General features: G+C 61.7%; 18 protein-coding genes, 1 other RNA gene and 1 pseudogene. 18 read left to right on the forward strand and 2 right to left on the reverse strand.

Translation table 11 applies throughout. From position 1 onward, the window contains the following. Window positions 1-84: 84 nt before the first annotated feature. Together QF045_RS07570 and QF045_RS07575 are read right to left on the reverse strand one after the other, a co-directional pair. Window positions 85-456, reverse strand: a complete 372-nt coding sequence (locus QF045_RS07570; protein WP_306491667.1) for a YraN family protein — start codon at window positions 454-456, stop codon at window positions 85-87. Next, a pseudogene (locus QF045_RS07575) lies at window positions 456-2,268 on the reverse strand (penicillin-binding protein activator). Before QF045_RS07575 ends, QF045_RS07570 begins: the two are co-directional and overlap by 1 nt. A gap of 176 nt (window positions 2,269-2,444) precedes the next feature. Here QF045_RS07575 and rsmI point away from each other — a divergent pair. The 18 genes from rsmI (at window position 2,445) to lpxC (ending at window position 22,023) form a co-directional block, all read left to right on the forward strand. After that, window positions 2,445-3,350: a 16S rRNA (cytidine(1402)-2'-O)-methyltransferase gene (gene rsmI, locus QF045_RS07580; RefSeq protein WP_306491668.1), complete on the forward strand. Its 906-nt coding sequence runs from the start codon at window positions 2,445-2,447 to the stop codon at window positions 3,348-3,350. A 96-nt stretch (window positions 3,351-3,446) separates the two neighbouring features. Then, an RNA gene (gene rnpB / locus QF045_RS07585) (RNase P RNA component class A) lies at window positions 3,447-3,800 on the forward strand. A gap of 354 nt (window positions 3,801-4,154) precedes the next feature. Further along, a complete protein-coding gene (gene mraZ / locus QF045_RS07590) occupies window positions 4,155-4,610 on the forward strand; it encodes a division/cell wall cluster transcriptional repressor MraZ (protein WP_306491669.1) in 456 nt (151 codons plus the stop codon). Beyond that, window positions 4,607-5,554, forward strand: a complete 948-nt coding sequence (rsmH, locus tag QF045_RS07595) for a 16S rRNA (cytosine(1402)-N(4))-methyltransferase RsmH (RefSeq protein WP_164485554.1) — start codon at window positions 4,607-4,609, stop codon at window positions 5,552-5,554. Before mraZ ends, rsmH begins: the two co-directional genes overlap by 4 nt. Beyond that, a complete protein-coding gene (gene ftsL, locus QF045_RS07600; RefSeq protein ID WP_057724615.1) occupies window positions 5,551-5,844 on the forward strand; it encodes a cell division protein FtsL in 294 nt (97 codons plus the stop codon). The genes rsmH and ftsL overlap by 4 nt, the downstream gene beginning before the upstream one ends. Next, complete coding sequence (locus QF045_RS07605) at window positions 5,844-7,586, forward strand: penicillin-binding protein 2 (RefSeq protein ID WP_306494868.1); 1,743 nt, start codon at window positions 5,844-5,846, stop codon at window positions 7,584-7,586. Before ftsL ends, QF045_RS07605 begins: the two co-directional genes overlap by 1 nt. After that, the gene (locus tag QF045_RS07610; protein WP_306491670.1) at window positions 7,586-9,049 is read left to right on the forward strand and encodes a UDP-N-acetylmuramoyl-L-alanyl-D-glutamate--2,6-diaminopimelate ligase; all 1,464 of its coding nucleotides are present in this window, start codon (window positions 7,586-7,588) and stop codon (window positions 9,047-9,049) included. The genes QF045_RS07605 and QF045_RS07610 overlap by 1 nt, the downstream gene beginning before the upstream one ends. Then, window positions 9,042-10,412 carry a UDP-N-acetylmuramoyl-tripeptide--D-alanyl-D-alanine ligase gene (gene murF / locus QF045_RS07615; RefSeq protein ID WP_306491671.1) on the forward strand — a complete coding sequence of 457 codons (1,371 nt, stop codon included), beginning with the start codon at window positions 9,042-9,044 and terminating at the stop codon, window positions 10,410-10,412. The genes QF045_RS07610 and murF overlap by 8 nt, the downstream gene beginning before the upstream one ends. Further along, window positions 10,412-11,494 carry a phospho-N-acetylmuramoyl-pentapeptide-transferase gene (gene mraY / locus QF045_RS07620; protein ID WP_057724619.1) on the forward strand — a complete coding sequence of 361 codons (1,083 nt, stop codon included), beginning with the start codon at window positions 10,412-10,414 and terminating at the stop codon, window positions 11,492-11,494. The genes murF and mraY overlap by 1 nt, the downstream gene beginning before the upstream one ends. A 6-nt stretch (window positions 11,495-11,500) precedes the next feature. Next, window positions 11,501-12,847 (forward strand): UDP-N-acetylmuramoyl-L-alanine--D-glutamate ligase, encoded by a 1,347-nt coding sequence (gene murD / locus QF045_RS07625; RefSeq protein ID WP_306491672.1) that lies wholly within the window; start codon window positions 11,501-11,503, stop codon window positions 12,845-12,847. Beyond that, entirely contained in the window at window positions 12,844-14,067 is a 1,224-nt protein-coding gene (ftsW, locus tag QF045_RS07630; protein ID WP_124385200.1) for a putative lipid II flippase FtsW, read from the forward strand. The genes murD and ftsW overlap by 4 nt, the downstream gene beginning before the upstream one ends. Then, on the forward strand, window positions 14,057-15,127 hold the full coding sequence (gene murG, locus QF045_RS07635) for an undecaprenyldiphospho-muramoylpentapeptide beta-N-acetylglucosaminyltransferase (RefSeq protein WP_306491673.1): 1,071 nt from the start codon (window positions 14,057-14,059) through the stop codon (window positions 15,125-15,127). Before ftsW ends, murG begins: the two co-directional genes overlap by 11 nt. Next, complete coding sequence (gene murC / locus QF045_RS07640) at window positions 15,120-16,565, forward strand: UDP-N-acetylmuramate--L-alanine ligase (RefSeq protein ID WP_306491675.1); 1,446 nt, start codon at window positions 15,120-15,122, stop codon at window positions 16,563-16,565. The genes murG and murC overlap by 8 nt, the downstream gene beginning before the upstream one ends. Continuing rightward, entirely contained in the window at window positions 16,562-17,518 is a 957-nt protein-coding gene (locus QF045_RS07645; RefSeq protein WP_306491676.1) for a D-alanine--D-alanine ligase, read from the forward strand. The genes murC and QF045_RS07645 overlap by 4 nt, the downstream gene beginning before the upstream one ends. 4 nt (window positions 17,519-17,522) lie before the next feature. After that, complete coding sequence (locus QF045_RS07650) at window positions 17,523-18,392, forward strand: cell division protein FtsQ/DivIB (protein ID WP_306491677.1); 870 nt, start codon at window positions 17,523-17,525, stop codon at window positions 18,390-18,392. A 15-nt stretch (window positions 18,393-18,407) separates the two neighbouring features. Continuing rightward, window positions 18,408-19,670, forward strand: a complete 1,263-nt coding sequence (ftsA, locus tag QF045_RS07655) for a cell division protein FtsA (RefSeq protein WP_306491678.1) — start codon at window positions 18,408-18,410, stop codon at window positions 19,668-19,670. 132 nt (window positions 19,671-19,802) lie between these two features. Then, window positions 19,803-20,999 (forward strand): cell division protein FtsZ, encoded by a 1,197-nt coding sequence (gene ftsZ, locus QF045_RS07660; protein WP_306491679.1) that lies wholly within the window; start codon window positions 19,803-19,805, stop codon window positions 20,997-20,999. Window positions 21,000-21,111: 112 nt separating this feature from the next. After that, window positions 21,112-22,023: a UDP-3-O-acyl-N-acetylglucosamine deacetylase gene (gene lpxC / locus QF045_RS07665; RefSeq protein ID WP_003171886.1), complete on the forward strand. Its 912-nt coding sequence runs from the start codon at window positions 21,112-21,114 to the stop codon at window positions 22,021-22,023. Window positions 22,024-22,101 lie beyond the last annotated feature (78 nt).

Below are 22,101 nucleotides of genomic sequence, written 5' to 3' on the forward strand. Positions count from 1 at the left end.
CCTTAATTAGCGCGGCTGTTTGGCACAGAAATGTGCAGCCCGCAAAGCAAAGAGCAAAAGTGTGGGGTGAAGGTGCCGGGTGAGTCAGCTGTCGAAGGCATCTTTGAGCCAATTCAGATCAGCGGGGCCCGACGGTGTGCTTTCTATGGCAACCACATCGAAACGGCAGGGGCTGTCGGCCCAGCGATGCTCTTTTTGCAGAAAAAACTGCGCGGCGAGTATCAGCTTCTGACGCTTGCGCCCGTCGATACTGGCGAGCGCGCCACCCCATTGTGCGTGTTTCCTGTAGCGGACTTCGACGAATACTACTGTATCGCCGTCAAGCATGACCAGATCAAGCTCGCCGCGTTTACATAACCAGTTCTGCGCCAGAAGGCGCAGACCCTGTTGTTGCAGATAGCCCAGCGCGTGGAGTTCGGCATCCTTGCCGCTTTGTGCGCGGGACCGCTCGGGCATCAGCGCGGGGTGTCCGGCAGGCGCTGGATTTCGCCGCCAACGAACTTCGCCCACGGCATCTGGCGGTCAACGCGCTGGTTGGCGCTGATGCCCAGGTTGCCGGAGAGACCGTCGACACGGGTGTCCGGCAGCGCCTTGAGCTGGCCCAGGCGTGGCGCCAGGCGATAGGCATCGACGCCCATCGCATACAGGCGGCCCAGGCTGCCATTGGCTTGCGGCCATTGCGCGGCGACCTGGTTGCGCAGCGGGTCGGTGGTGTTGAGCAACCAGGGGGTTTCGCAGAACATCACGTTGGTCATGTCCAGGTACTGGTTGCGGTCGCCACTGGCGCTGAACACGTGGGAGGTCGCATAGACGGGCACATCGCCGGCGTACTGGAAGTTCAGGGTCGGCTTGATCTGCTGGGCCAGTTGCGGGGTGACGGCCAGGAAGATGAACTCGATGTCCTGGCGACGCGAAGGCTGGGCCGCAACGTCAGTGCCGACAGTGCTTTGCAGGCTCTTGGCGCGACCTTCGCTTTTGCGCAACTGGAACAGGTCGGCGATCTGCTGGGCCAGTGCCACGGGCTGATCAACGTACTCGACGCCCATTACGGTGCCGCCATTGGCTTCCCAGTCCTGGCGGAAGGCTTTGTAGACACGTTCGCCCCACTCGCCACGCGGCACCATGGCGGCGGCGCGATGCAAGCCGTCGGCACGGGCACGGCGTGACACTTCACGGGCTTCGTCTTCAGCGGCCAGACCGAACTGGAACAACTGCGCCGGGGCTTGATCGGTCTCGCTATAGTTCAGGGCCAGGGTGGTGATCGGCAACTGCGGGCGTGCGCTGAGCTGTTTGACCAGCGGCTTTTCCAGCGGGCCGACCACCAGTTGCACGCCGGCGGCCTGAGCCTTGGCGTAGAAGTCGTCGATGGAGGTCAGGCGCGAGCTGTCGTAAAACTCAATCACTGGCGGCTTCTGCCCGGCTTGTTCGGCCTGGTAGTGAGCAGCCATGAAGCCTTCACGCAGCGCCTTGCCGACCGACGCCAGGGCGCCTTCCTGCGGCAGCAGCAGGGCGATCTTGGTCAGCGGCTGGCTGGCCAGTTCCTTGAGCTTGGTCAAGGGCGTCGGCAACTGCACGGCTGCCGGATGGCCCGGATTGCGTGCGCGCCAGGTGTCGATAGCGGCTTGTTGCTGCTCCAGCGTGCCGGCGCCCTTGACCGCCTGGGCCAGGGAGATCCAGCCGTCGAGTGTCGGGTTACCGCTGGCTTGCAGCTGCTCGGTCGGCAGCGCGGCGATCAAGACCCAGATCGCTTCGTGGTTGCTGTTGGCCGCGTCGCCGGTGAGCAGGGGCGCCATGTCGACACGCTCCCGAGCCGCCGCCAGGGTCTGGCCGTCGGCTTCATAGGCGCGGGCATGCACGGTGCCGGTGCGGATCTGCTGTTCGACCGGCAGCTCCTTCAAGGCTTTGCAGGCTGGGGTGGCTCAGCGCCGTCAACGCAGCCTTGGGCTGGTTGCGGGTCATCGCGAGTTCGGCGGCCAGGGTGCTGGCAAACACTTGCGCGGCTGGCTTCAGGACATCCAGAGGCACCTGCGCAAGAATCTGCGAGGAGCGCCCGGGGTTGTTCTGCTGGTAGGCCAGGTCAGCCGCACTCAGGCGCAGCAAGGCGGCCTTTTCCGGCGTTTTGGCGGCGGTGGCCTGTTCGAGCAGTTGCTCGATACTGGCGTCGGGCGTGCGTGGAAGGTCGCCAAGGCTGGACGAGGGCGAGCTGGCGCAAGCGGCCAGCAAGGCAGCGAGGCAGAGGGCGGAGAGCAGCCGCAGGCAAGCGATCATGTAAGTGTTCCTGATACCGATCAAATTAGCGTGGAAGTGTACCCAAGCACTGGCCCAGGCGCGATGTTCGTGGCGTGAAACCGTGGATTTAGGTCGTGCAATTGTTGCAATTGACTAACAGTGGCTGAAACGTCATCCGCCGTGACGGCATATTTTCAGCGCGTTGACGCGCTACAATGTGGCTTTTGCCAATCATCGAGGTGTGCGTTTTGACTGCTCCAGGTCCTTTGAATTCCACTGCAGGCTCGCTTTTTGTCGTGGCGACGCCCATTGGCAACCTGGACGACATCAGTGCCCGGGCGCTGAAGGTGTTGCGCGAGGTTAAATTGATCGCGGCGGAAGACACACGACACTCCCAACGGTTGATGCAGCATTTTGGAATCAGCACGCCACTGGCGGCTTGCCATGAACACAACGAGCGCGAGGAGGGCAGCCGTTTCATCACCCGCTTGCTGGCCGGTGATGATGTTGCGCTGATCTCCGATGCGGGCACGCCGCTGATTTCCGACCCTGGGTACCACCTGGTCCGCCAGGCGCGTGCCGCTGGTATCAATGTAGTGCCTGTTCCAGGAGCGTGCGCGCTGATCGCTGCATTATCTGCAGCCGGCCTGCCGTCGGACCGCTTTATTTTCGAGGGTTTCCTGCCCGCCAAGGCGGTGGGGCGTCGCGCGCGTCTGCAAGCGCTGAAGGAAGAACCGCGCACATTGATTTTCTACGAGGCTCCGCACCGCATCCTGGAGTGCCTGCAGGACATGGAGCTGGTGTTCGGCGGCGCGCGCCTGGCGCTGCTGGCGCGAGAGTTGACCAAGACCTTTGAAACCCTCAAGGGTCTGCCGTTGGAAGAGCTGCGTGGGTTTGTGGAAGGCGACAGCAATCAGCAGCGCGGAGAATGCGTCGTGCTGGTGGCAGGTTGGACGGCTCCGGAAAGTGAAGATGCGGTCGGTAGCGAAGCCATGCGCATCCTTGATTTGCTGCTCAAGGAAATGCCGCTCAAACGTGCCGCGGCCCTTGCAGCGGAGATTACCGGGGTGCGCAAGAATGTGTTGTATCAGGCTGCGCTCGATAAACAGAAAGCCGAATAGTTCCGGGGGCGGGCCGGTGTTTCGTCCGAACGTGATGGCAATGCCGCACTTTTAGTACTTGTCCTGAGGCCGTCGTGCCGTTAACCTGCGCGGCGGAGAGTCGATTGGACAGTCGCTGCCCTCTATGAAAATTAGGGGGGGGAGGAAAGTCCGGGCTCCATAGGGCGAAGTGCCAGGTAATGCCTGGGAGGCGTGAGCCTACGGAAAGTGCCACAGAAAATAACCGCCTAAGCACTTCGGTGCCGGTAAGGGTGAAAAGGTGCGGTAAGAGCGCACCGCACGACTGGCAACAGTTCGTGGCTAGGTAAACCCCACTTGGAGCAAGACCAAATAGGGTCCCAAGGCGTGGCCCGCGCTGGGACCGGGTAGGTTGCTAAAGATGTCCAGTGATGGCCATCGTAGACGAATGACTGTTCAAGACAGAACCCGGCTTACAGATCGACTCTCCACCTTTTTCTTTCCGCCCGAGCCTCGGGCAGAAAACCGGTAGTAACGCAAGAATCCCTCCCTGCCAAATCATTGGCAGATGCGTCTTCGTAATACCAAAAAAATCTTACTCTTAACAAATCACTTTAACTTTGAGCTACAGCTCTTTGAGTTATTTGTGCTTGTTGAGTCAAAAACTACGCTGAAGTCGGGTTTCTCCTTTCGTTACGCTCGTAAATCTCCGTTCTGTAAGGCTTTTCCTTGTATCCGCGCCTTGACGGTGTGGTGGGCGCATTCCTATAGTGTGCGCAAGTGGCGGAAAGTGGCACAAAGTGGGTTTTTTGAACGTAAAACGATAAAATTTGGAGAAACGCACCTGTGTTTCGCGGAGCTAACGCTATCAGTCTCGATGCAAAAGGCCGTCTCGCCATGCCGAGCCGGTATCGTGACGAGCTCATTTCGCGAAGTTCGGGCCAGTTAATCATCACGATTGACGCTGTTGACCCCTGTTTATCCGTTTACCCCCTCGATGAGTGGGAGTTGATTGAAACCAAGTTGCGCGCTCTGCCTTCATTGCGTGAAGAAAACCGCCGCCTCCAGCGTTTGCTGATCGGTAATGCCGTCGACCTCGAGCTCGATGGCAGTGGTCGTTTCCTGGTGCCTCCGCGTTTGCGCGAATACGCCAAGCTCGACAAGCGCGCAATGCTGGTAGGCCAACTGAACAAGTTCCAATTGTGGGACGAAGATGCCTGGGATGCTGTTTCTGCAGCTGACCTGGCTGCTATTCAACAACCGGGCGCCATGCCTGATGAACTGCGTGATTTGATCCTGTGACTATTGATAGCGGCTTTAACCACATCACCGTACTGCTTGACGAAGCCGTTGAGGCTCTCGCCGTACGCGCGGATGGCTGCTATCTGGATGGCACCTTCGGCAGGGGCGGGCACAGTCGGTTGATACTCAGTCAGCTCGGGCCCAACGGTAAACTCCTCGGGTTCGACAAAGACCCTCAAGCGATTGCCACCGGGCAAGCGCTAGCGGCCGAAGATGGCCGCTTTGTCGTTGTGCAGCGCAGCTTTGCCGAGCTGGGTGCGGAAGTCGCCGAACGCGGCATGGCAGGCAAGGTGGCCGGGGTTCTGCTCGACCTGGGCGTGTCTTCGCCGCAGCTCGACGACCCGGAGCGCGGCTTCAGCTTCATGAACGACGGCCCCCTCGACATGCGCATGGACCCAACCCGCGGCGTCAGTGCCGCGCAGTTCATTGCCACCGCCCCAGTCGAAGAAATTGCCCGCGTGTTCAAGGAGTACGGTGAAGAGCGCTTCGCCGGTCGCATGGCTCGCGCCGTGGTCGAGCGCCGCGAGATCCAGCCGTTCGAACGCACCGCTGACCTGGCCGAAGTGCTGAAGGTCGCCAACCCGGCATGGGAGAAGGGCAAGAACCCGGCTACCCGTGCGTTCCAGGGCCTGCGCATTCACGTCAATAACGAACTGGGCGACCTGGAGGCTGGCCTTGAGGCTGCCCTGGACGCACTGGAAGTGGGTGGTCGCCTGGTGGTGATCAGTTTCCACTCCCTGGAAGACCGCATCGTCAAACTGTTCATGCGCCGTCTGGTCAAGGGTGAGTCCGACAACCTGCCGCGCAACCTGCCGGTGCGTTTCGAAGCCTTTGTGCCGAAAATCAAAATCCATGGCAAAGCGCAGTTCGCCTCCGAAGCCGAACTCAAGGCCAACCCGCGTTCGCGCAGCGCCGTCATGCGCGTCGCGGAGAAGTTGCGGTGAGCAAGCTTTTCGCCAAACCCCTGCCAGGTGGCAGCTTCTTTATGTTGCTGCTGTTTGTTGGCGTGCTGGTGTCCGCGATTGCGGTGTCCTACAGCGCGCATTGGAACCGCCAGTTGCTCAATACCCTGTACGGGGAGTTGAGCGTGCGTGATAAAGCGCAGGCGGAATGGGGCCGGTTGATCCTTGAGCAGAGCACCTGGACGGCCCACAGCCGTATCGAAGTGCTGGCCACCGAACAATTGAAAATGCACATCCCGGGCGCGGCCGACGTACGCATGGTGGCGCCATGATGAAGCTTGAAGGCGCACTCTACCCTTGGCGCTTCCGCCTGATGCTCGGCTTGCTGGCATTGATGGTGGGCGCGATTGTCTGGCGTATCTTCGACCTGCAGGTCGTCGACCGTGACTTCCTGATCGGCCAGGGTGATGCCCGTAGCCTGCGGCATATTCCGATCCCCGCGCATCGCGGCCTGATTACCGACCGCAACGGCGAGCCGCTGGCTGTGAGTACTCCGGTGACCACCCTGTGGGCCAACGCCAAGGAACTGCAGGTGGCCAAGGACAAATGGCCGGAGCTCGCTGCCGCCCTGGGCCAAGACCGCAAAGCACTGACCGAGCGTCTGGAAGCCCAGGCCAATAAAGAATTTATCTACCTGGTTCGCGGGCTCACCCCCGAACAGGGCCAGCAAGTGCTCGACCTCAAGGTTCCCGGTGTCTATGGCATCGAGGAATTTCGTCGTTTCTACCCGGCCGGTGAGACCACCGCGCACATGGTTGGCTTCACCGATATCGATGACCATGGTCGCGAAGGCGTCGAGTTGGCCTATGACGAGTGGCTGGCCGGCGTTCCCGGCAAGCGCCAGGTCATCAAGGATCGGCGCGGCAGACTGATCAAGGATGTGCAAGTCACCAAAAACGCCAAGGCCGGTAAGCCCTTGGCGTTGTCGATCGACCTGCGTCTGCAGTATCTGGCCAACCGCGAACTGCGTAACGCGATCATCGAGAACGGCGCCAAAGCCGGCAGCCTGGTGATCATGGACGTGAAGACCGGCGAGATCCTCGCCATGGTCAACCAGCCGACCTACAACCCGAACAACCGTCGCAACCTGCAACCGGCGATGATGCGCAACCGCGCAATGATCGACGTGTTCGAGCCGGGTTCGACCATGAAAGCCATCTCCATGAGTGCCGCCCTGGAAACCGGACGCTGGAAGCCCAGCGACAAGGTCGAGGTGTACCCAGGTACCTTGCAACTGGGCAAATACACCATTCGTGACGTGTCCCGCACCGAGGGCCCGGTGCTGGACCTGACCGGCATCCTGATCAACTCCAGTAACGTGGGCATGAGTAAGGTTGCCTTCGATATCGGCGGCGAAACCATTTACCACCTGGCGCAGAAAATCGGCCTGGGCCAACCCACCGGGCTCGATTTCCCAGGTGAGCGCGTCGGCAACCTGCCGAACTACCGTGACTGGAAAAAAGCCGAGACCGCCACGCTGTCGTACGGCTACGGTCTGTCGGTAACCGCGATCCAGTTGGCCCACGCGTTCTCGGTGTTGGCCAACAATGGCCGCATGGTTCCGCTGAGCCTGATCCACGTGGACGAAGCGCCGAAAGCCACTCAGGTGATCCCGGAAAAAGTCGCCAAGACCATGCAAGGCATGCTGCAGCAAGTGATCGAGGCGCCGCGTGGCGTATTCCGTGCCCAAGTGCCGGCCTATCACGTGGCTGGCAAGTCCGGTACCGCGCGTAAAACCTCGGTGGGTACCAAGGGCTACGCCGAAAATTCCTATCGCTCGCTGTTCGCCGGTTTCGGCCCGATGAGTGACCCGCGCTACGCCATCGTCGTGGTTATCGACGAACCGAGCAAGGCCGGTTACTTCGGTGGCCTGGTGTCGGCGCCAGTGTTCAGCAAAGTGATGTCCGGCACCCTGCGCCTGATGAACATCACGCCGGACAATCTTCCGCCGACCCAGCAAGCGAACGCCGCTCCACCGGCCGCTGCGGTCAAAGCCAATGGAGGGCGCGGCTGATGTCTCTGAGCCTGAACAAGATTTTTGCCCATGCCGGCCGCGATCTGCTGATTCGCGAGTTGAGCCTGGACAGCCGCAATGTACGCGCCGGTGACCTGTTCCTGGCGGTGCCCGGCGGCAAGTTCGATGGCCGTGCGCATATCGCCGACGCCCTGCAACGTGGTGCTGCCGCTGTGGCCTATGAAGTGGAAGGCGCCACCGTGCTGCCGATCACTGATGTGCCGTTGATTCCCGTCAAGGCCCTGGCCGCTCAGCTGTCCGACATTGCCGGGCGCTTCTATGGTGAGCCGAGCCGCCACCTCAACCTGGTGGGCGTGACCGGCACCAACGGCAAGACCAGCGTGACGCAGCTGGTTGCCCAGGCGCTGGACCTGTTGGGTCAGCATTGCGGCATCGTCGGTACCCTGGGCACCGGCTTCTATGGCGCGCTGCAAAGCGGTCTGCACACCACGCCGAACCCGATTGCCGTGCAAGCGACCCTGGCCGACCTGAAAAAGGCCGGCGCCAAGGCGGTCGCGATGGAAGTCTCTTCCCATGGTCTCGACCAGGGCCGCGTCACCGCATTGGCGTTCGACGTGGCCGTGATGACCAACCTGTCCCGCGACCACCTTGATTACCACGGCACGATGCAAGCGTACGCGGCGGCCAAGGCCAAGCTGTTCGCCTGGAACGATCTGAAGTGCCGGGTGGTGAACCTGGACGACGCCTTCGGCCGCGAACTGGCTGCTCAAGACAGCGAAGCGCGCTTGATCAGCTACAGCCTGGAAGACGCCAGTGCGTACCTTTATTGCCGCGAAGCGCAGTTCAGCGACGAGGGCGTGCGCGCCACGTTGGTCACGCCGCAGGGCGAGCACCATTTGCGCAGCACGCTGCTGGGGCGTTTCAACCTGAGTAACGTACTGGCGGCTATTGGCGCCTTGCTCGGCCTGGATTACGCGCTCGACGAAATTCTGAACGTGCTGCCCAAGCTGGAAGGTCCGGCCGGCCGCATGCAGCGCCTGGGTGGCGGCACGCAACCGCTGGTGGTGGTCGATTACGCCCACACCCCTGACGCACTGGAAAAAGTCCTGCTGGCGCTGCGCCCGCATGCCAAGGGCAAGCTGTTGTGCCTGTTCGGCTGTGGCGGTGACCGCGATCGCGGCAAGCGTCCACTGATGGCCGAGATCGTCGAGCGCCTGGCCGACGGCGTTTTGGTAACCGACGACAACCCGCGCAGCGAAGAGCCGAGCCGGATTTTCGACGATATCCGTGAAGGCTTCAAAGACACCGCCAACGTCACCTTCGTGGCCGGTCGCGGCGCAGCCATTGCCCAACTGATCGCCAGCGCCAGCGCGGATGACGTGGTGGTACTGGCCGGCAAGGGCCATGAGGATTACCAGGAAATCAACGGCGAGCGCCATGCTTTCTCGGATCTGGTCGAGGCTGATCATGCCCTGACCGCCTGGGAGGTCGCCCATGCTTAAGGCAATGACATTCAGCGAACTGGCCCAGGCGTTGTCGGCCCGTGTGGTGTCGAGCGATTGCACGTTCGACGGCGTCAGTATCGACAGTCGCAACATCAAGCCGGGCCAGTTGTTCGTCGCACTCACGGGCCCGCGTTTCGATGGTCATGATTACCTGAACGAAGTCGCCGCCAAAGGCGCCGTGGGTGCCCTGGTGCAACGTGAAGTGGCCGACGCTACCTTGCCGCAGTTGCTGGTCGCCGATACCCGCCTGGCCTTGGGCCAACTGGGCGCGCTGAACCGTGCCGCTTTCGACAAGCCGGTTGCCGCCATCACCGGTTCCAGCGGCAAGACCACCGTCAAGGAGCTGCTGGCCAGCGTACTGCGCACCCGTGGGCCGGTCCTCGCCACCCGTGGCAACCTGAACAACGATTTCGGCGCACCGCTGACCCTGCTCGAACTGGCCCCGGAACACACGGCGGCCGTGATCGAGTTGGGGGCTTCACGCATCGGCGAGATTGCCTACACCGTGGCGCTGACCAAACCCCACGTCGCGATTATCAACAACGCCGGTACCGCCCACGTCGGTGAATTCGGCGGCCCGGAAAAAATCGTCGAAGCCAAGGGTGAAATCCTTGAAGGCCTCGACGCTTCGGGCACCGCTGTATTGAATCTGGATGACAAGGCTTTCGAGACCTGGCGCGTACGCGCGGCCGGGCGCAAGGTGCTGACGTTTGCCGTGCGCAACGCTGCGGCCGATGTCCATGCTTCCAACATCACTGTCGATGCGCGCGGTTGCCCTTCCTTCACTTTGAACACGCCGCAAGGCAGTGAGCGCGTGCAGTTGAATCTGCTGGGCAACCATAACGTCGCCAACGCCCTGGCCGCCGCCGCCGCCGCCCACGCCCTGGGCGTGTCGCTGTTCGGCATCGCCACAGGCCTGGGCGCGGTGCAGCCGGTCAAAGGCCGCACCGTGGCGCAATTGGCTACTAACGGCATGCGCGTCATCGATGACACCTACAACGCCAACCCGTCTTCCGTCAATGCCGCCGTGGACCTGCTCAACGGCTTTGATGGACGCAAGGTGCTGGTACTCGGCGATATCGGCGAGTTGGGCGACTGGGCTGAACAAGGCCATCGCGAAGTCGGCGCCTATGCCGCCGGCAAAGTCGATGCGCTCTACGCCGTCGGCCCGAACATGGCCCACGCGGTAAACGCCTTCGGCCCCGGCGCGCAGCATTTCGCCAGCCAAGCCGAATTGATCCAGGCGCTGACTGCGGCTGAACACGATAAACACACAACCATTTTGATCAAGGGATCGCGCAGCGCGGTGATGGAAAACGTCGTCGCAGCCTTGTGTGGCTCAAGTACGGAGAAACATTAATGCTGCTGCTGCTGGCTGAGTATCTGCAACAGTTCCACAAAGGCTTCGCGGTCTTTCAGTACCTGACCCTGCGCGGGATCCTGGGTGTGCTGACCGCGTTGTGTTTGTCGCTGTTTCTGGGGCCGTGGATGATTCGCACCCTGCAGAACCTGCAAATTGGTCAATCGGTTCGCAATGACGGCCCGCAGTCGCACCTGTCCAAGTCCGGCACCCCGACCATGGGTGGCGCGTTGATCCTGTCGTCCATCGGTGTCAGTACCTTGCTCTGGGCCGACCTGCACAACCGCTATGTATGGGTGGTGCTGCTGGTGACCCTGCTGTTCGGTGCCATCGGCTGGGTGGATGACTACCGCAAAGTGATCGAGAAGAACTCCAAGGGGCTGCCAAGCCGCTGGAAGTACTTCTGGCAGTCGGTATTCGGCCTGGCGGCGGCGATCTTCCTGTACACCACCGCGCCAAGCGCCGTGGAAACTACCTTGATCATTCCGATGCTCAAGGACGCCAGCATTCCATTGGGCATCGGCTTCGTGGTGCTGACCTATTTCGTCATCGTCGGCTCCAGCAACGCGGTGAACCTGACCGACGGCCTCGACGGCCTGGCGATCATGCCAACGGTGATGGTGGGCGGCGCGCTCGGCATTTTCTGCTACCTGTCGGGTAACGTGAAATTTGCCGAATACCTGCTGATTCCCTACGTACCGGGCGCGGGTGAACTGATCGTGTTCTGCGGCGCGCTGATCGGCGCCGGCCTTGGGTTCCTGTGGTTCAACACCTACCCGGCACAAGTCTTCATGGGTGACGTCGGCGCACTGGCGCTGGGCGCGGCCCTGGGCACCATCGCGGTGATCGTGCGCCAGGAAATCGTGCTGTTCATCATGGGCGGTGTGTTCGTGATGGAAACCCTGTCGGTGGTCATCCAGGTGGCTTCCTTCAAATTGACCGGGCGCCGCGTCTTTCGCATGGCGCCGATTCACCACCACTTTGAACTCAAGGGCTGGCCCGAGCCACGCGTGATCGTCCGTTTCTGGATCATCACCGTGATTCTGGTACTGGTCGGCCTTGCCACCCTGAAACTGAGGTAGAAACGAGTGTCCCTGATCGCTTCAGACCACTTCCGCATCGTTGTCGGCCTCGGCAAGAGCGGCATGTCCCTGGTTCGCTTCCTGGCGAACCGGGGCACGTCGTTTGCCGTGGCCGATACGCGGGAAAATCCACCGGAGCTGGTCACGCTGCGCCGTGACTACCCGCACGTGGAAGTGCGTTGTGGCGAGCTGGATGTCGAGTTTCTGTGCCGCGCCGACGAGCTGTACGTGAGCCCTGGCCTGGCCTTGGCGACACCGGCCCTGCAAGCCGCCGCCGCGCGTGGCGTGAAGTTGTCGGGTGACATCGACCTGTTTGCGCGTAACGCCAAGGCACCGATCGTGGCCATCAGTGGTTCCAACGCGAAAAGCACCGTGACCACCCTGGTCGGCGAAATGGCCGTGGCTGCCGGTAAGCGCGTGGCGGTGGGCGGCAATCTCGGGGTGCCTGCGCTGGACCTGCTCAGCGACGACGTCGAGCTGTACGTGATGGAGCTGTCGAGCTTCCAGCTGGAAACCACCCACGACCTCGGTGCTGAAGTGGCCACTGTGTTGAACGTCAGCGAAGACCACATGGACCGCTACAGCGGCCTGCCGGCCTATCACCTGGCCAAGCACCGGATTTTCCGTGGCGCCAAGCAGGTGGTGGTCAACCGTCAGGATGCCCTTAGCCGTCCGCTGATGGGCGAGGGCCTGCCGTGCTGGACCTTCGGCCTGAGCAAACCCGATTTCAAGGCGTTCGGTATCCGCGAAGAGAACGGCGAGAAATACCTGGCCTTCGAATTCCAGAACCTGATGCCGGTGCGCGACCTGAAAATCCGCGGCGCCCATAACCAGTCCAATGCCCTGGCGGCCTTGGCGCTCGGCCACGCGGTAGGCCTGCCATTCGACGCCATGCTCGCCAGCCTGCGCACCTTCGCCGGCCTTGAGCATCGCTGCCAGTGGGTACGCGATCTCGATGGCGTCAGCTATTACAACGATTCCAAGGCCACCAACGTCGGCGCTGCCCTGGCCGCCATCGAAGGCCTCGGTGCCGATATCGACGGCAAGCTGGTGCTGATCGCCGGTGGCGACGGCAAGGGTGCCGACTTCAAGGACCTTAAAGCGCCGGTTGCTGCGCATTGCCGCGCCGTGGTGCTGATGGGCCGCGACGCGGACCTGATCGCCGCCGCCCTGGGCGACGCGGTGCCGCAAGTGCGCGCCACTTCCCTGGATGACGCGATTGCCCAGTGCAAAGCCCTGGCCCAGCCGGGCGACGCGGTGCTGCTGTCGCCGGCCTGCGCCAGTTTCGATATGTTCAAGAACTATGAAGAGCGCGGCCAGTTGTTCGCCCGCGCCGTGGAGGCTTTGGCATGAGCCTCAACCTGAAGAACATCATCAAGCCGTACCCGTCGCCGATCATTACCGGGCGCGGCATCGACCTTGATTTCCCAATGCTCGCCGGTTGCCTGGCGCTGCTCGGCCTGGGCCTGGTGATGATCACCTCGGCGTCCTCCGAAGTGGCCGCCGTGCAGTCGGGCAACACCCTGTACATGATGATCCGCCACCTGGTGTACCTGGTGATCGGCCTCGGCGCGTGCATCGTCACCATGATGATCCCGATCGCCACCTGGCAGCGCCTGGGTTGGCTGATGCTGATCGGGGCGTTTGGCTTGCTGATCATGGTGATCTTGCCCGGCATCGGCCGCGAAGTGAACGGTTCGATGCGCTGGATCGGCTTCGGTGCGTTCAACGTGCAGCCGTCGGAAATCGCCAAGGTGTTCGTGGTGATCTACCTGGCCGGCTACCTGGTGCGCCGCCAGAAAGAGGTGCGCGAAAGCTGGATGGGCTTCTTCAAGCCGTTCATCGTGTTGCTGCCCATGGCCGGCCTGCTGCTGATGGAGCCCGACTTCGGTGCCACCGTGGTGATGATGGGCGCCGCCGCAGCGATGCTGTTCCTCGGCGGTGTCGGCCTGTTCCGCTTCACCTTGATGGTGGTGCTGGCGGTCGCGGCCGTGACGATTCTGGTGCAGGCCCAACCCTACCGGATGGCTCGCTTGATCACCTTTACCGACCCGTGGTCCGACCAGTTCGGTTCCGGCTACCAGTTGACCCAGGCGCTGATTGCCTTCGGTCGCGGCGAGTGGCTGGGGGTGGGCCTGGGCAACAGTGTGCAGAAGCAGTTCTACCTGCCGGAAGCCCACACCGACTTCGTGTTCTCGGTACTGGCTGAGGAGCTGGGCGTGGTCGGTTCGCTGTGCACCGTCGCGCTGTTCGTGTTCGTGTGCGTACGCGGCATGTACATCGGCTTGTGGGCCGAGAAGGCCAAACAGTATTTCGCCGCCTATGTGGCGTACGGCTTGTCGTTCCTGTGGATCGGCCAGTTCCTGATCAACATCGGGGTGAACGTCGGGCTGCTGCCGACCAAAGGCCTGACCTTGCCGTTCCTCAGCTACGGCGGCAGTTCGCTGGTGATTTGCTGCGCCTGTCTTGGCTTGTTGCTGCGCATCGAGTGGGAGAGTCGTACTCACCTGGGCAGCGAAGAGATGGAGTTCAGCGAAAGCGACTTCGCCGAGGAGCCGACCCATGGGCGCTAACGTGCTGATCATGGCGGGCGGCACCGGGGGCCATGTGTTCCCGGCTCTGGCCTGCGCGCGCGAATTCCAGAACCGTGGCTACACCGTGCACTGGCTGGGTACGCCGCGTGGCATCGAGAACGAACTGGTGCCCAATGCCGGCTTGCCGCTGCACCTGATCAACGTCACGGGCTTGCGCGGCAAGGGCAAGTTGTCGCTGCTCAAGGCGCCCTTCGTGTTGCTCAAGGCGGTCTGGCAGGCGCGCAAGGTCATTCGTGAATTGAAGCCGGTCTGTGTACTCGGTTTTGGTGGGTACGTGACCGGCCCTGGTGGCGTTGCCGCCAGGCTCTCGGGCGTGCCGTTGATCGTGCACGAACAGAACGCCGTCGCCGGGACTGCCAACCGTTTGCTGGCGCCATTGGCGGCGCGAGTCTGCGAGGCCTTCCCGAAGACCTTCGACGCATCGAGCAAGCTGCGCACCACCGGCAACCCGGTGCGCACCGAACTGTTTATGGGCATCGCCCGTGAAGCACTGGCCGGACGCAAGGCGCACCTGCTGATCATGGGTGGAAGCCTGGGCTCCGAGCCGCTGAACAAACTGCTGCCTGAAGCGCTGGCGCAACTGCCGGTGCACGTGCGCCCGGAGGTGTTCCATCAGGCCGGCAAGCAACATGGTGAAGCCACTGCCACGCGCTATCGCGAAGCCGGTGTCGAGGCAAATGTACAGCTCTTCATCAAAGACATGGCCCAAGCCTATGGCTGGGCCGACCTGGTGGTCTGTCGCGCTGGTGCGCTGACCGTCAGTGAATTGGCCGCCGCCGGTCTGCCGTCGTTGCTGGTGCCTCTGCCCCATGCAATCGACGATCACCAGACCCGCAACGCCGAATATTTGGCCGGGGAGGGCGCTGCCTTCCTGCTGCCGCAAAGAACGACTGGCGCCGCCGATTTGGCCGCACGCCTGACCGAGGTTTTGATGCAACCGGAACGACTCAACAGCATGGCGAGCACCGCAAGCCGCCTGGCCAAACCTGACGCAACCCGCACCGTGGTCGATATCTGCCTGGAGGTGGCCCATGGTTGAGAATCAGAAAGCCATGCCGCAACCGGAAATGCGCCGCATCCGTCGCATCCACTTCGTCGGTATCGGCGGCGTGGGCATGTGCGGGATTGCCGAAGTATTGCTGAACCTGGGCTATCAGGTGTCCGGCTCTGACCTCAAAGAGTCGCCGGTTACCGATCGCCTGAAATCCTTTGGCGCGCAGATCTTCATCGGCCACCGCGCCGAGAACGCCGCCGAGGCTGACGTGCTGGTGGTGTCCAGCGCTGTGAACACCTCCAACCCGGAAGTGGCCACCGCCCTCGAACGCCGTATTCCGGTGGTGCCGCGTGCCGAGATGCTCGCCGAGCTGATGCGCTATCGCCACGGCATCGCTGTGGCCGGTACCCATGGCAAGACCACCACCACCAGCCTGATCGCCTCGGTGTTCGCCGCCGGTGGCCTGGACCCGACGTTCGTCATCGGTGGCCGCCTGAATGCAGCCGGCACCAATGCCCAGCTGGGCACCAGCCGCTACCTCATCGCCGAAGCCGATGAAAGCGATGCGAGCTTCCTGCACCTGCAACCGCTGGTCGCCGTCGTCACCAACATCGACGAAGACCACATGGCGACGTACGACGGTGACTTCAACAAACTGAAGAAAACCTTCGTGGATTTCCTGCACAACCTGCCGTTCTACGGGTTGGCGGTGGTGTGCCTGGACGATCCGGTGGTGCGCGAGATTCTGCCGCAGGTCAAGCGCCCTACCGTGACCTACGGTTTCAGCGAAGACGCCGACGTGCGCGCGATCAATGTGCGCCAGGAAGGCATGCAAACCTTCTTCACCGTGCTTCGCCCCGACCGCGAGCCGCTGGATGTCTCGGTCAACATGCCGGGCAACCACAACGTACTGAACTCCCTGGCGACCATTTGCATCGCCAGCGACGAAGGCGTCAGCGATGAAGCCATCGTCGAAGGCCTGTCGCGCTTTGCCGGTGTCGGCCGACGCTTCCAGGTCTACGGCCAGCTGCCGGTTGAAGGCGGTGACGTGATGCTGGTGGACGACTACGGGCACCACCCGACCGAAGTCGCCGCTGTGATCAAGGCCGTACGCGGTGGCTGGCCGGAGCGCCGTTTGGTGATGGTCTACCAGCCGCACCGCTACAGCCGCACCCGCGACCTGTACGACGATTTCGTCAATGTATTGGCCGATGCCAACGTGCTGCTGCTGATGGAAGTCTACCCGGCCGGTGAAGAACCGATTCCGGGGGCCGACAGCCGCAAGCTGTGCAACAGCATCCGCCAGCGTGGCCAGTTGGACCCGATCTACATCGAGCGCGGCGTCGACCTGGCCCCTATCGTCAAGCCGCTGCTGCGCGCCGGCGACATCCTGCTGTGCCAGGGCGCCGGTGATATCGGTGGCCTTGCGCCTAAATTGCTGGCCAGCCCGCTGTTTGCGGTTGAGCAGGGGAAGTCGAAATGATCACTGACTACGCCTCCCTGTTCTCCACCATCGCGCCTGCCGACTTCGGCCGCGTCGCCGTGCTGTTCGGCGGCAAGAGCGCCGAGCGCGAAGTGTCGCTCAAGTCCGGCAATGCCGTGCTCGAGGCGCTGCAAAGCGCCGGTGTGGACGCGTTCGGCATCGACGTGGGCGATGATTTCCTAGCCCGCCTGCAGGCTGAAAAGATTGACCGCGCCTTCATCATTCTTCACGGCCGTGGCGGTGAAGACGGCAGCATGCAGGGCCTGCTCGAGTGCGCCGGCATTCCGTACACCGGCAGCGGCATCCTGGCTTCGGCACTGGCGATGGACAAGTTGCGCACCAAGCAGGTATGGCACAGCCTGGGCATTCCAACCCCGCGTCACAGCGTATTGCGCAGCGAAGACGATTGTATTTGTGCAGCCAAGGAACTGGGGCTGCCTTTGATCGTCAAACCAGCCCATGAAGGCTCCAGTATCGGCATGGCCAAAGTGAACTCGGCCGCCGAATTGATCGACGCATGGAAAGCGGCAAGTACCTACGATTCGCAAGTGTTGGTGGAACAGTGGATCCAGGGTCCCGAGTACACCATCGCCACCCTGCGTGGCCAGGTATTGCCGCCCATCGCATTGGGCACCCCCCATTCTTTTTACGATTACGACGCCAAGTACGTGGCTTCCGATACCCAGTACCGGATTCCATGCGGTCTTGACGCAACCAGGGAACAGCAATTGATGGACCTCACGGCGCAAGCCTGTGAGGCGCTGGGTATCGCCGGTTGGGCGCGGGCAGACGTGATGCAGGATGACCAAGGGAATTTCTGGTTCCTGGAAGTCAACACCGCACCCGGGATGACCGACCACAGCCTGGTCCCTATGGCCGCCCGTGCCGCCGGTCTGGATTTCCAGCAGTTGGTGCTGGCGATCCTGGCCGACAGCATTGAGCCAAGAGGCTAAGCACATGAAAGGCGCATCGCTTCGTCATCAGCCCCCACAAGCACCGAGCCGCAAGCCGGTGCCACGGGGTGCCAGCCGCATGGTGGCCAAAGAGCCGATGTCGGCGCGCCTGCCCAAAGCCAACTTTGGTTTCATCAAGGCGCTGTTCTGGCCGGTGCTGCTGGTGGTGTTGGGCTTCGGCACCTACGAGGGCGCGCAGCGCCTGTTGCCGTATGCCGACCGGCCGATCACCAAGATCAGCGTGCAGGGCGACTTGAGCTACATCAGCCAGCAAGCGGTGCAGCAGCGTATCGGTCCGTTCCTGGCCGCGAGCTTCTTCACCATCGACCTGGCTGGCATGCGCGCAGAGCTGGAACAGATGCCGTGGATCGCCCACGCCGAAGTCCGCCGGGTATGGCCGGACCAGGTAACGATCCGCCTGGAAGAGCAACTGCCCGTGGCCCGTTGGGGTGATGGTGCGCTGTTGAACAACCAGGGGCAGGCGTTTGCGCCGCGTGAAGTGGCGAACTATGAGCACCTGCCGCAGCTGTTCGGGCCGCAGCGGGCGCAGCAGCAAGTGATGCAGCAGTACCAGGCCTTGAGCCAGATGCTGCGGCCACTGGGCTTCTCCATTGCACGCTTGGAGTTGCGTGAACGGGGCAGCTGGTTTTTGACGACCGGGGCAGGCAGTTCCGGCCCGGGCATCGAGTTGTTGCTGGGACGCGACCGCTTGGTGGAAAAGATGCGCCGCTTTATTGCCATCTATGAAAAAACCTTGAAAGAACAGATCACGAACATTGCGAGCGTCGACCTGCGTTACGCCAACGGCCTGGCCGTCGGTTGGCGTGTACCGGCGGCGCCCACGGCAGCACAACCCGCTGTCGCGAAGAATTAAGAAGAGGCAGGACCCATGGCAAACGTGCAAAGCGGCAAAATGATCGTCGGTCTCGATATCGGCACCTCCAAGGTGGTGGCGCTGGTGGGCGAGGTCGGTGAAGACGGCACGATCGAAATCGTCGGTATTGGCACGCATCCGTCCCGGGGCCTGAAGAAGGGCGTGGTGGTGAACATCGAGTCCACCGTGCAATCGATCCAGCGCGCCATCGAAGAAGCGCAGCTGATGGCCGGTTGCCGGATTCACTCGGCGTTCGTTGGCGTGGCCGGCAACCATATCCGCAGCCTGAACTCCCACGGCATCGTGGCGATCCGCGACCGCGAAGTCAGCTCGGCCGACCTTGAGCGCGTCCTCGACGCCGCCCAGGCCGTGGCGATCCCGGCTGACCAGCGCGTGCTGCACACCCTGCCGCAGGACTACGTGATCGATAACCAGGAAGGCGTTCGCGAACCGCTGGGCATGTCGGGCGTACGCCTGGAAGCCAAGGTCCACGTGGTGACCTGCGCCGTCAACGCCGCACAGAACATTGAAAAATGCGTGCGCCGCTGCGGCCTGGAAATCGACGACATCATTCTCGAGCAGTTGGCCTCGGCCTACTCGGTCCTGACCGACGACGAAAAAGAACTGGGCGTGTGCCTGGTGGACATCGGCGGCGGCACCACCGACATCGCGATCTTCACCGAGGGTGCGATCCGTCACACCGCCGTGATCCCGATTGCCGGCGACCAGGTCACCAACGACATCGCCATGGCGCTGCGTACGCCGACCCAGTACGCCGAAGAAATCAAGATCCGTTACGCCTGCGCCCTGGCCAAGCTGGCCGGTGCCGGCGAAACCATCAAGGTGCCAAGCGTCGGCGACCGTCCACCGCGTGAGCTGTCGCGCCAGGCCCTGGCCGAAGTGGTCGAGCCGCGCTACGACGAGCTGTTCACCCTGATCCAGGCCGAGCTGCGCCGCAGCGGCTACGAAGATTTGATCCCGGCCGGCATCGTGCTGACCGGTGGCACCTCCAAGATGGAAGGCGCGGTCGAACTGGCCGAAGAGATCTTCCACATGCCGGTTCGCCTGGGCGTGCCCCATGGCGTCAAAGGCCTCGGCGACGTGGTGCGCAACCCGATTTATTCCACCGGTGTGGGCTTGCTGTTGTACGGGCTGCAGAAGCAGACCGACGGGATTTCCCTGTCGGGGCCAAGCATCCGTGACAGCTACCGCAGCGATGACGACGCGAAAGCGCCGTTGTTCGAGCGGCTGCAGGCTTGGGTAAAAGGGAACTTCTGACGAAGTTAGCTACAAGCTACAAGTTTTAAAGCTTCAAGTAACACGCTTCAAGCTTGCAGCTAATAGCTTGCAACTTGCAGCTGATGTAAAGCAGTAGGCGAAAAAACTAGAGAAAACGAAAGGAGAGGGAACATGTTTGAACTCGTAGACAACATCCCCGCTAGCCCGGTTATTAAAGTAATCGGTGTCGGCGGTGGCGGCGGTAACGCTGTCAACCATATGGTCAAGAGCAACATTGAAGGCGTTGAGTTCATCTGCGCCAACACTGATGCCCAGGCGCTGAAAAGCATCGGCGCGCGGACCATCCTGCAATTGGGCACAGCCGTGACCAAGGGCCTCGGCGCAGGCGCCAATCCGGAAGTCGGCCGTCAAGCCGCCCTGGAAGACCGCGAGCGCATTGCCGAAGTGCTGCAAGGCACCAACATGGTGTTCATCACCACCGGCATGGGCGGCGGTACCGGTACCGGTGCAGCTCCGATCATTGCCGAAGTGGCCAAGGAAATGGGGATTCTGACCGTCGCTGTGGTGACCCGTCCGTTCCCGTTCGAAGGCCGCAAGCGCATGCAGATCGCCGACGAAGGTATCCGTCTGCTGTCTGAAAGCGTCGACTCGTTGATCACCATTCCCAACGAGAAACTGCTGACCATCCTGGGCAAGGACGCAAGCCTGCTGTCCGCGTTCGCCAAGGCTGACGATGTACTGGCCGGTGCCGTTCGCGGTATCTCCGACATCATCAAGCGCCCAGGCATGATCAACGTCGACTTTGCCGACGTGCGTACTGTCATGAGCGAAATGGGCATGGCGATGATGGGCACTGGCTGCGCCAGCGGTCCGAACCGTGCACGCGAAGCCACCGAAGCGGCCATCCGCAACCCGTTGCTCGAAGACGTGAACCTGCAAGGTGCACGCGGCATCCTGGTGAATATCACCGCAGGTCCTGACCTGTCCCTGGGTGAATACTCCGACGTGGGTAGCATCATCGAAGCCTTCGCTTCCGAGCACGCGATGGTCAAGGTCGGTACCGTTATCGATCCGGACATGCGCGACGAGCTGCACGTGACCGTGGTTGCGACCGGTCTGGGTGCGAAAATCGAGAAGCCTGTGAAGGTCATCGACAACACCCTGCACAACAGCCAGGCCAACCAGGCAGCCGCCGCTCCAGCCCCTGCTCGTCAGGAACTGCCGTCGGTGAACTACCGTGACCTGGACCGTCCGACCGTGATGCGCAACCAGGCTCAGGCCGGTGCTGCAGCGTCCCGTAGCCCGAATCCGCAAGACGATCTGGACTACCTGGACATTCCGGCATTCCTGCGTCGTCAGGCCGATTAATGGAATGTATCAGGGCTATGAAGGTGATTGGTGTTCAGCAAAGGTCTGGTCTGCTATTATCGCCAGCCTTTGTTGATACCAGTTCGCAATTTGCGCTGAAGCGGTCCAAGCCATGATTAAACAACGCACCCTGAAGAATATTATTCGTGCCACAGGTGTAGGTCTGCACTCCGGGGAAAAGGTCTACCTGACCCTCAAGCCTGCACCTGTCGACACCGGCATCGTGTTTGTGCGTGCCGACCTGGACCCTGTGGTGCAGATACCTGCTCGCGCGGAAAACGTTGGCGAAACCACCATGTCGACCACATTGGTCAACGGTGACGTCAAAGTGGACACGGTGGAGCACTTGCTCTCGGCCATGGCCGGTTTGGGCATCGATAACGCCTACGTCGAGCTCTCCGCGTCCGAAGTCCCGATCATGGATGGCAGCGCTGGACCCTTCGTATTCCTGATTCAATCTGCCGGCCTGGAAGAACAGGACGCAGCCAAGAAGTTCATTCGCATTCTGCGGGAAGTGACAGTAGAAGACGGCGACAAGCGCGCCACCTTCGTCCCGTTCGAAGGCTTTAAAGTGAGCTTTGAGATCGATTTCGATCACCCGGTATTCCGTGACCGCACCCAAAGTGCAAGCGTGGATTTTTCCAGCACTTCGTTCGTAAAAGAAGTCAGCCGCGCCCGTACCTTTGGTTTCATGAGTGACATCGAGTACCTGCGCAAGCACAACCTCGCACTCGGCGGCAGCGTTGAAAATGCCATTGTGGTCGACGCGGATGGTGTACTGAACGAAGACGGCCTTCGCTACGAAGACGAATTCGTGAAGCACAAGATCCTCGATGCAATCGGTGACCTCTACCTGCTGGGCAATAGCCTGATAGGCGAGTTCAAAGGCTTCAAGTCGGGCCACGCCCTTAACAACCAGCTGCTGCGCAAGTTGATTGAGCAGACAGACGCTTGGGAAGTCGTGACCTTCGAAGATGCCAGCACCGCACCGATCTCTTACATGCGTCCCGTTGCGGCGGTGTAAGTAACAACTCTCTTTCTTTAGTTTTTAAAGGCTGCCTTCGGGTGGCCTTTTTTTATGTCCCGCTGTTCTGTGCTTTTC

The organism is Pseudomonas sp. W4I3 (assembly GCF_030816195.1).
Classification (GTDB): Bacteria; Pseudomonadota; Gammaproteobacteria; order Pseudomonadales; family Pseudomonadaceae; genus Aquipseudomonas.

Coding starts and splice junctions, on each gene's coding strand:
- QF045_RS07570 (WP_306491667.1), bottom strand. CDS start 456: ATGCCCGAGCGGTCCCGCGCACAAAGCGGCAAGGATGCCGAACTCCAC.
- rsmI (WP_306491668.1), top strand. CDS start 2,445: ATGTGGCTTTTGCCAATCATCGAGGTGTGCGTTTTGACTGCTCCAGGT.
- QF045_RS07605 (WP_306494868.1), top strand. CDS start 5,844: ATGAAGCTTGAAGGCGCACTCTACCCTTGGCGCTTCCGCCTGATGCTC.
- QF045_RS07610 (WP_306491670.1), top strand. CDS start 7,586: ATGTCTCTGAGCCTGAACAAGATTTTTGCCCATGCCGGCCGCGATCTG.
- murF (WP_306491671.1), top strand. CDS start 9,042: ATGCTTAAGGCAATGACATTCAGCGAACTGGCCCAGGCGTTGTCGGCC.
- mraY (WP_057724619.1), top strand. CDS start 10,412: ATGCTGCTGCTGCTGGCTGAGTATCTGCAACAGTTCCACAAAGGCTTC.
- ftsW (WP_124385200.1), top strand. CDS start 12,844: ATGAGCCTCAACCTGAAGAACATCATCAAGCCGTACCCGTCGCCGATC.
- murG (WP_306491673.1), top strand. CDS start 14,057: ATGGGCGCTAACGTGCTGATCATGGCGGGCGGCACCGGGGGCCATGTG.
- murC (WP_306491675.1), top strand. CDS start 15,120: ATGGTTGAGAATCAGAAAGCCATGCCGCAACCGGAAATGCGCCGCATC.
- QF045_RS07645 (WP_306491676.1), top strand. CDS start 16,562: ATGATCACTGACTACGCCTCCCTGTTCTCCACCATCGCGCCTGCCGAC.
- QF045_RS07650 (WP_306491677.1), top strand. CDS start 17,523: ATGAAAGGCGCATCGCTTCGTCATCAGCCCCCACAAGCACCGAGCCGC.
- ftsA (WP_306491678.1), top strand. CDS start 18,408: ATGGCAAACGTGCAAAGCGGCAAAATGATCGTCGGTCTCGATATCGGC.
- ftsZ (WP_306491679.1), top strand. CDS start 19,803: ATGTTTGAACTCGTAGACAACATCCCCGCTAGCCCGGTTATTAAAGTA.
- lpxC (WP_003171886.1), top strand. CDS start 21,112: ATGATTAAACAACGCACCCTGAAGAATATTATTCGTGCCACAGGTGTA.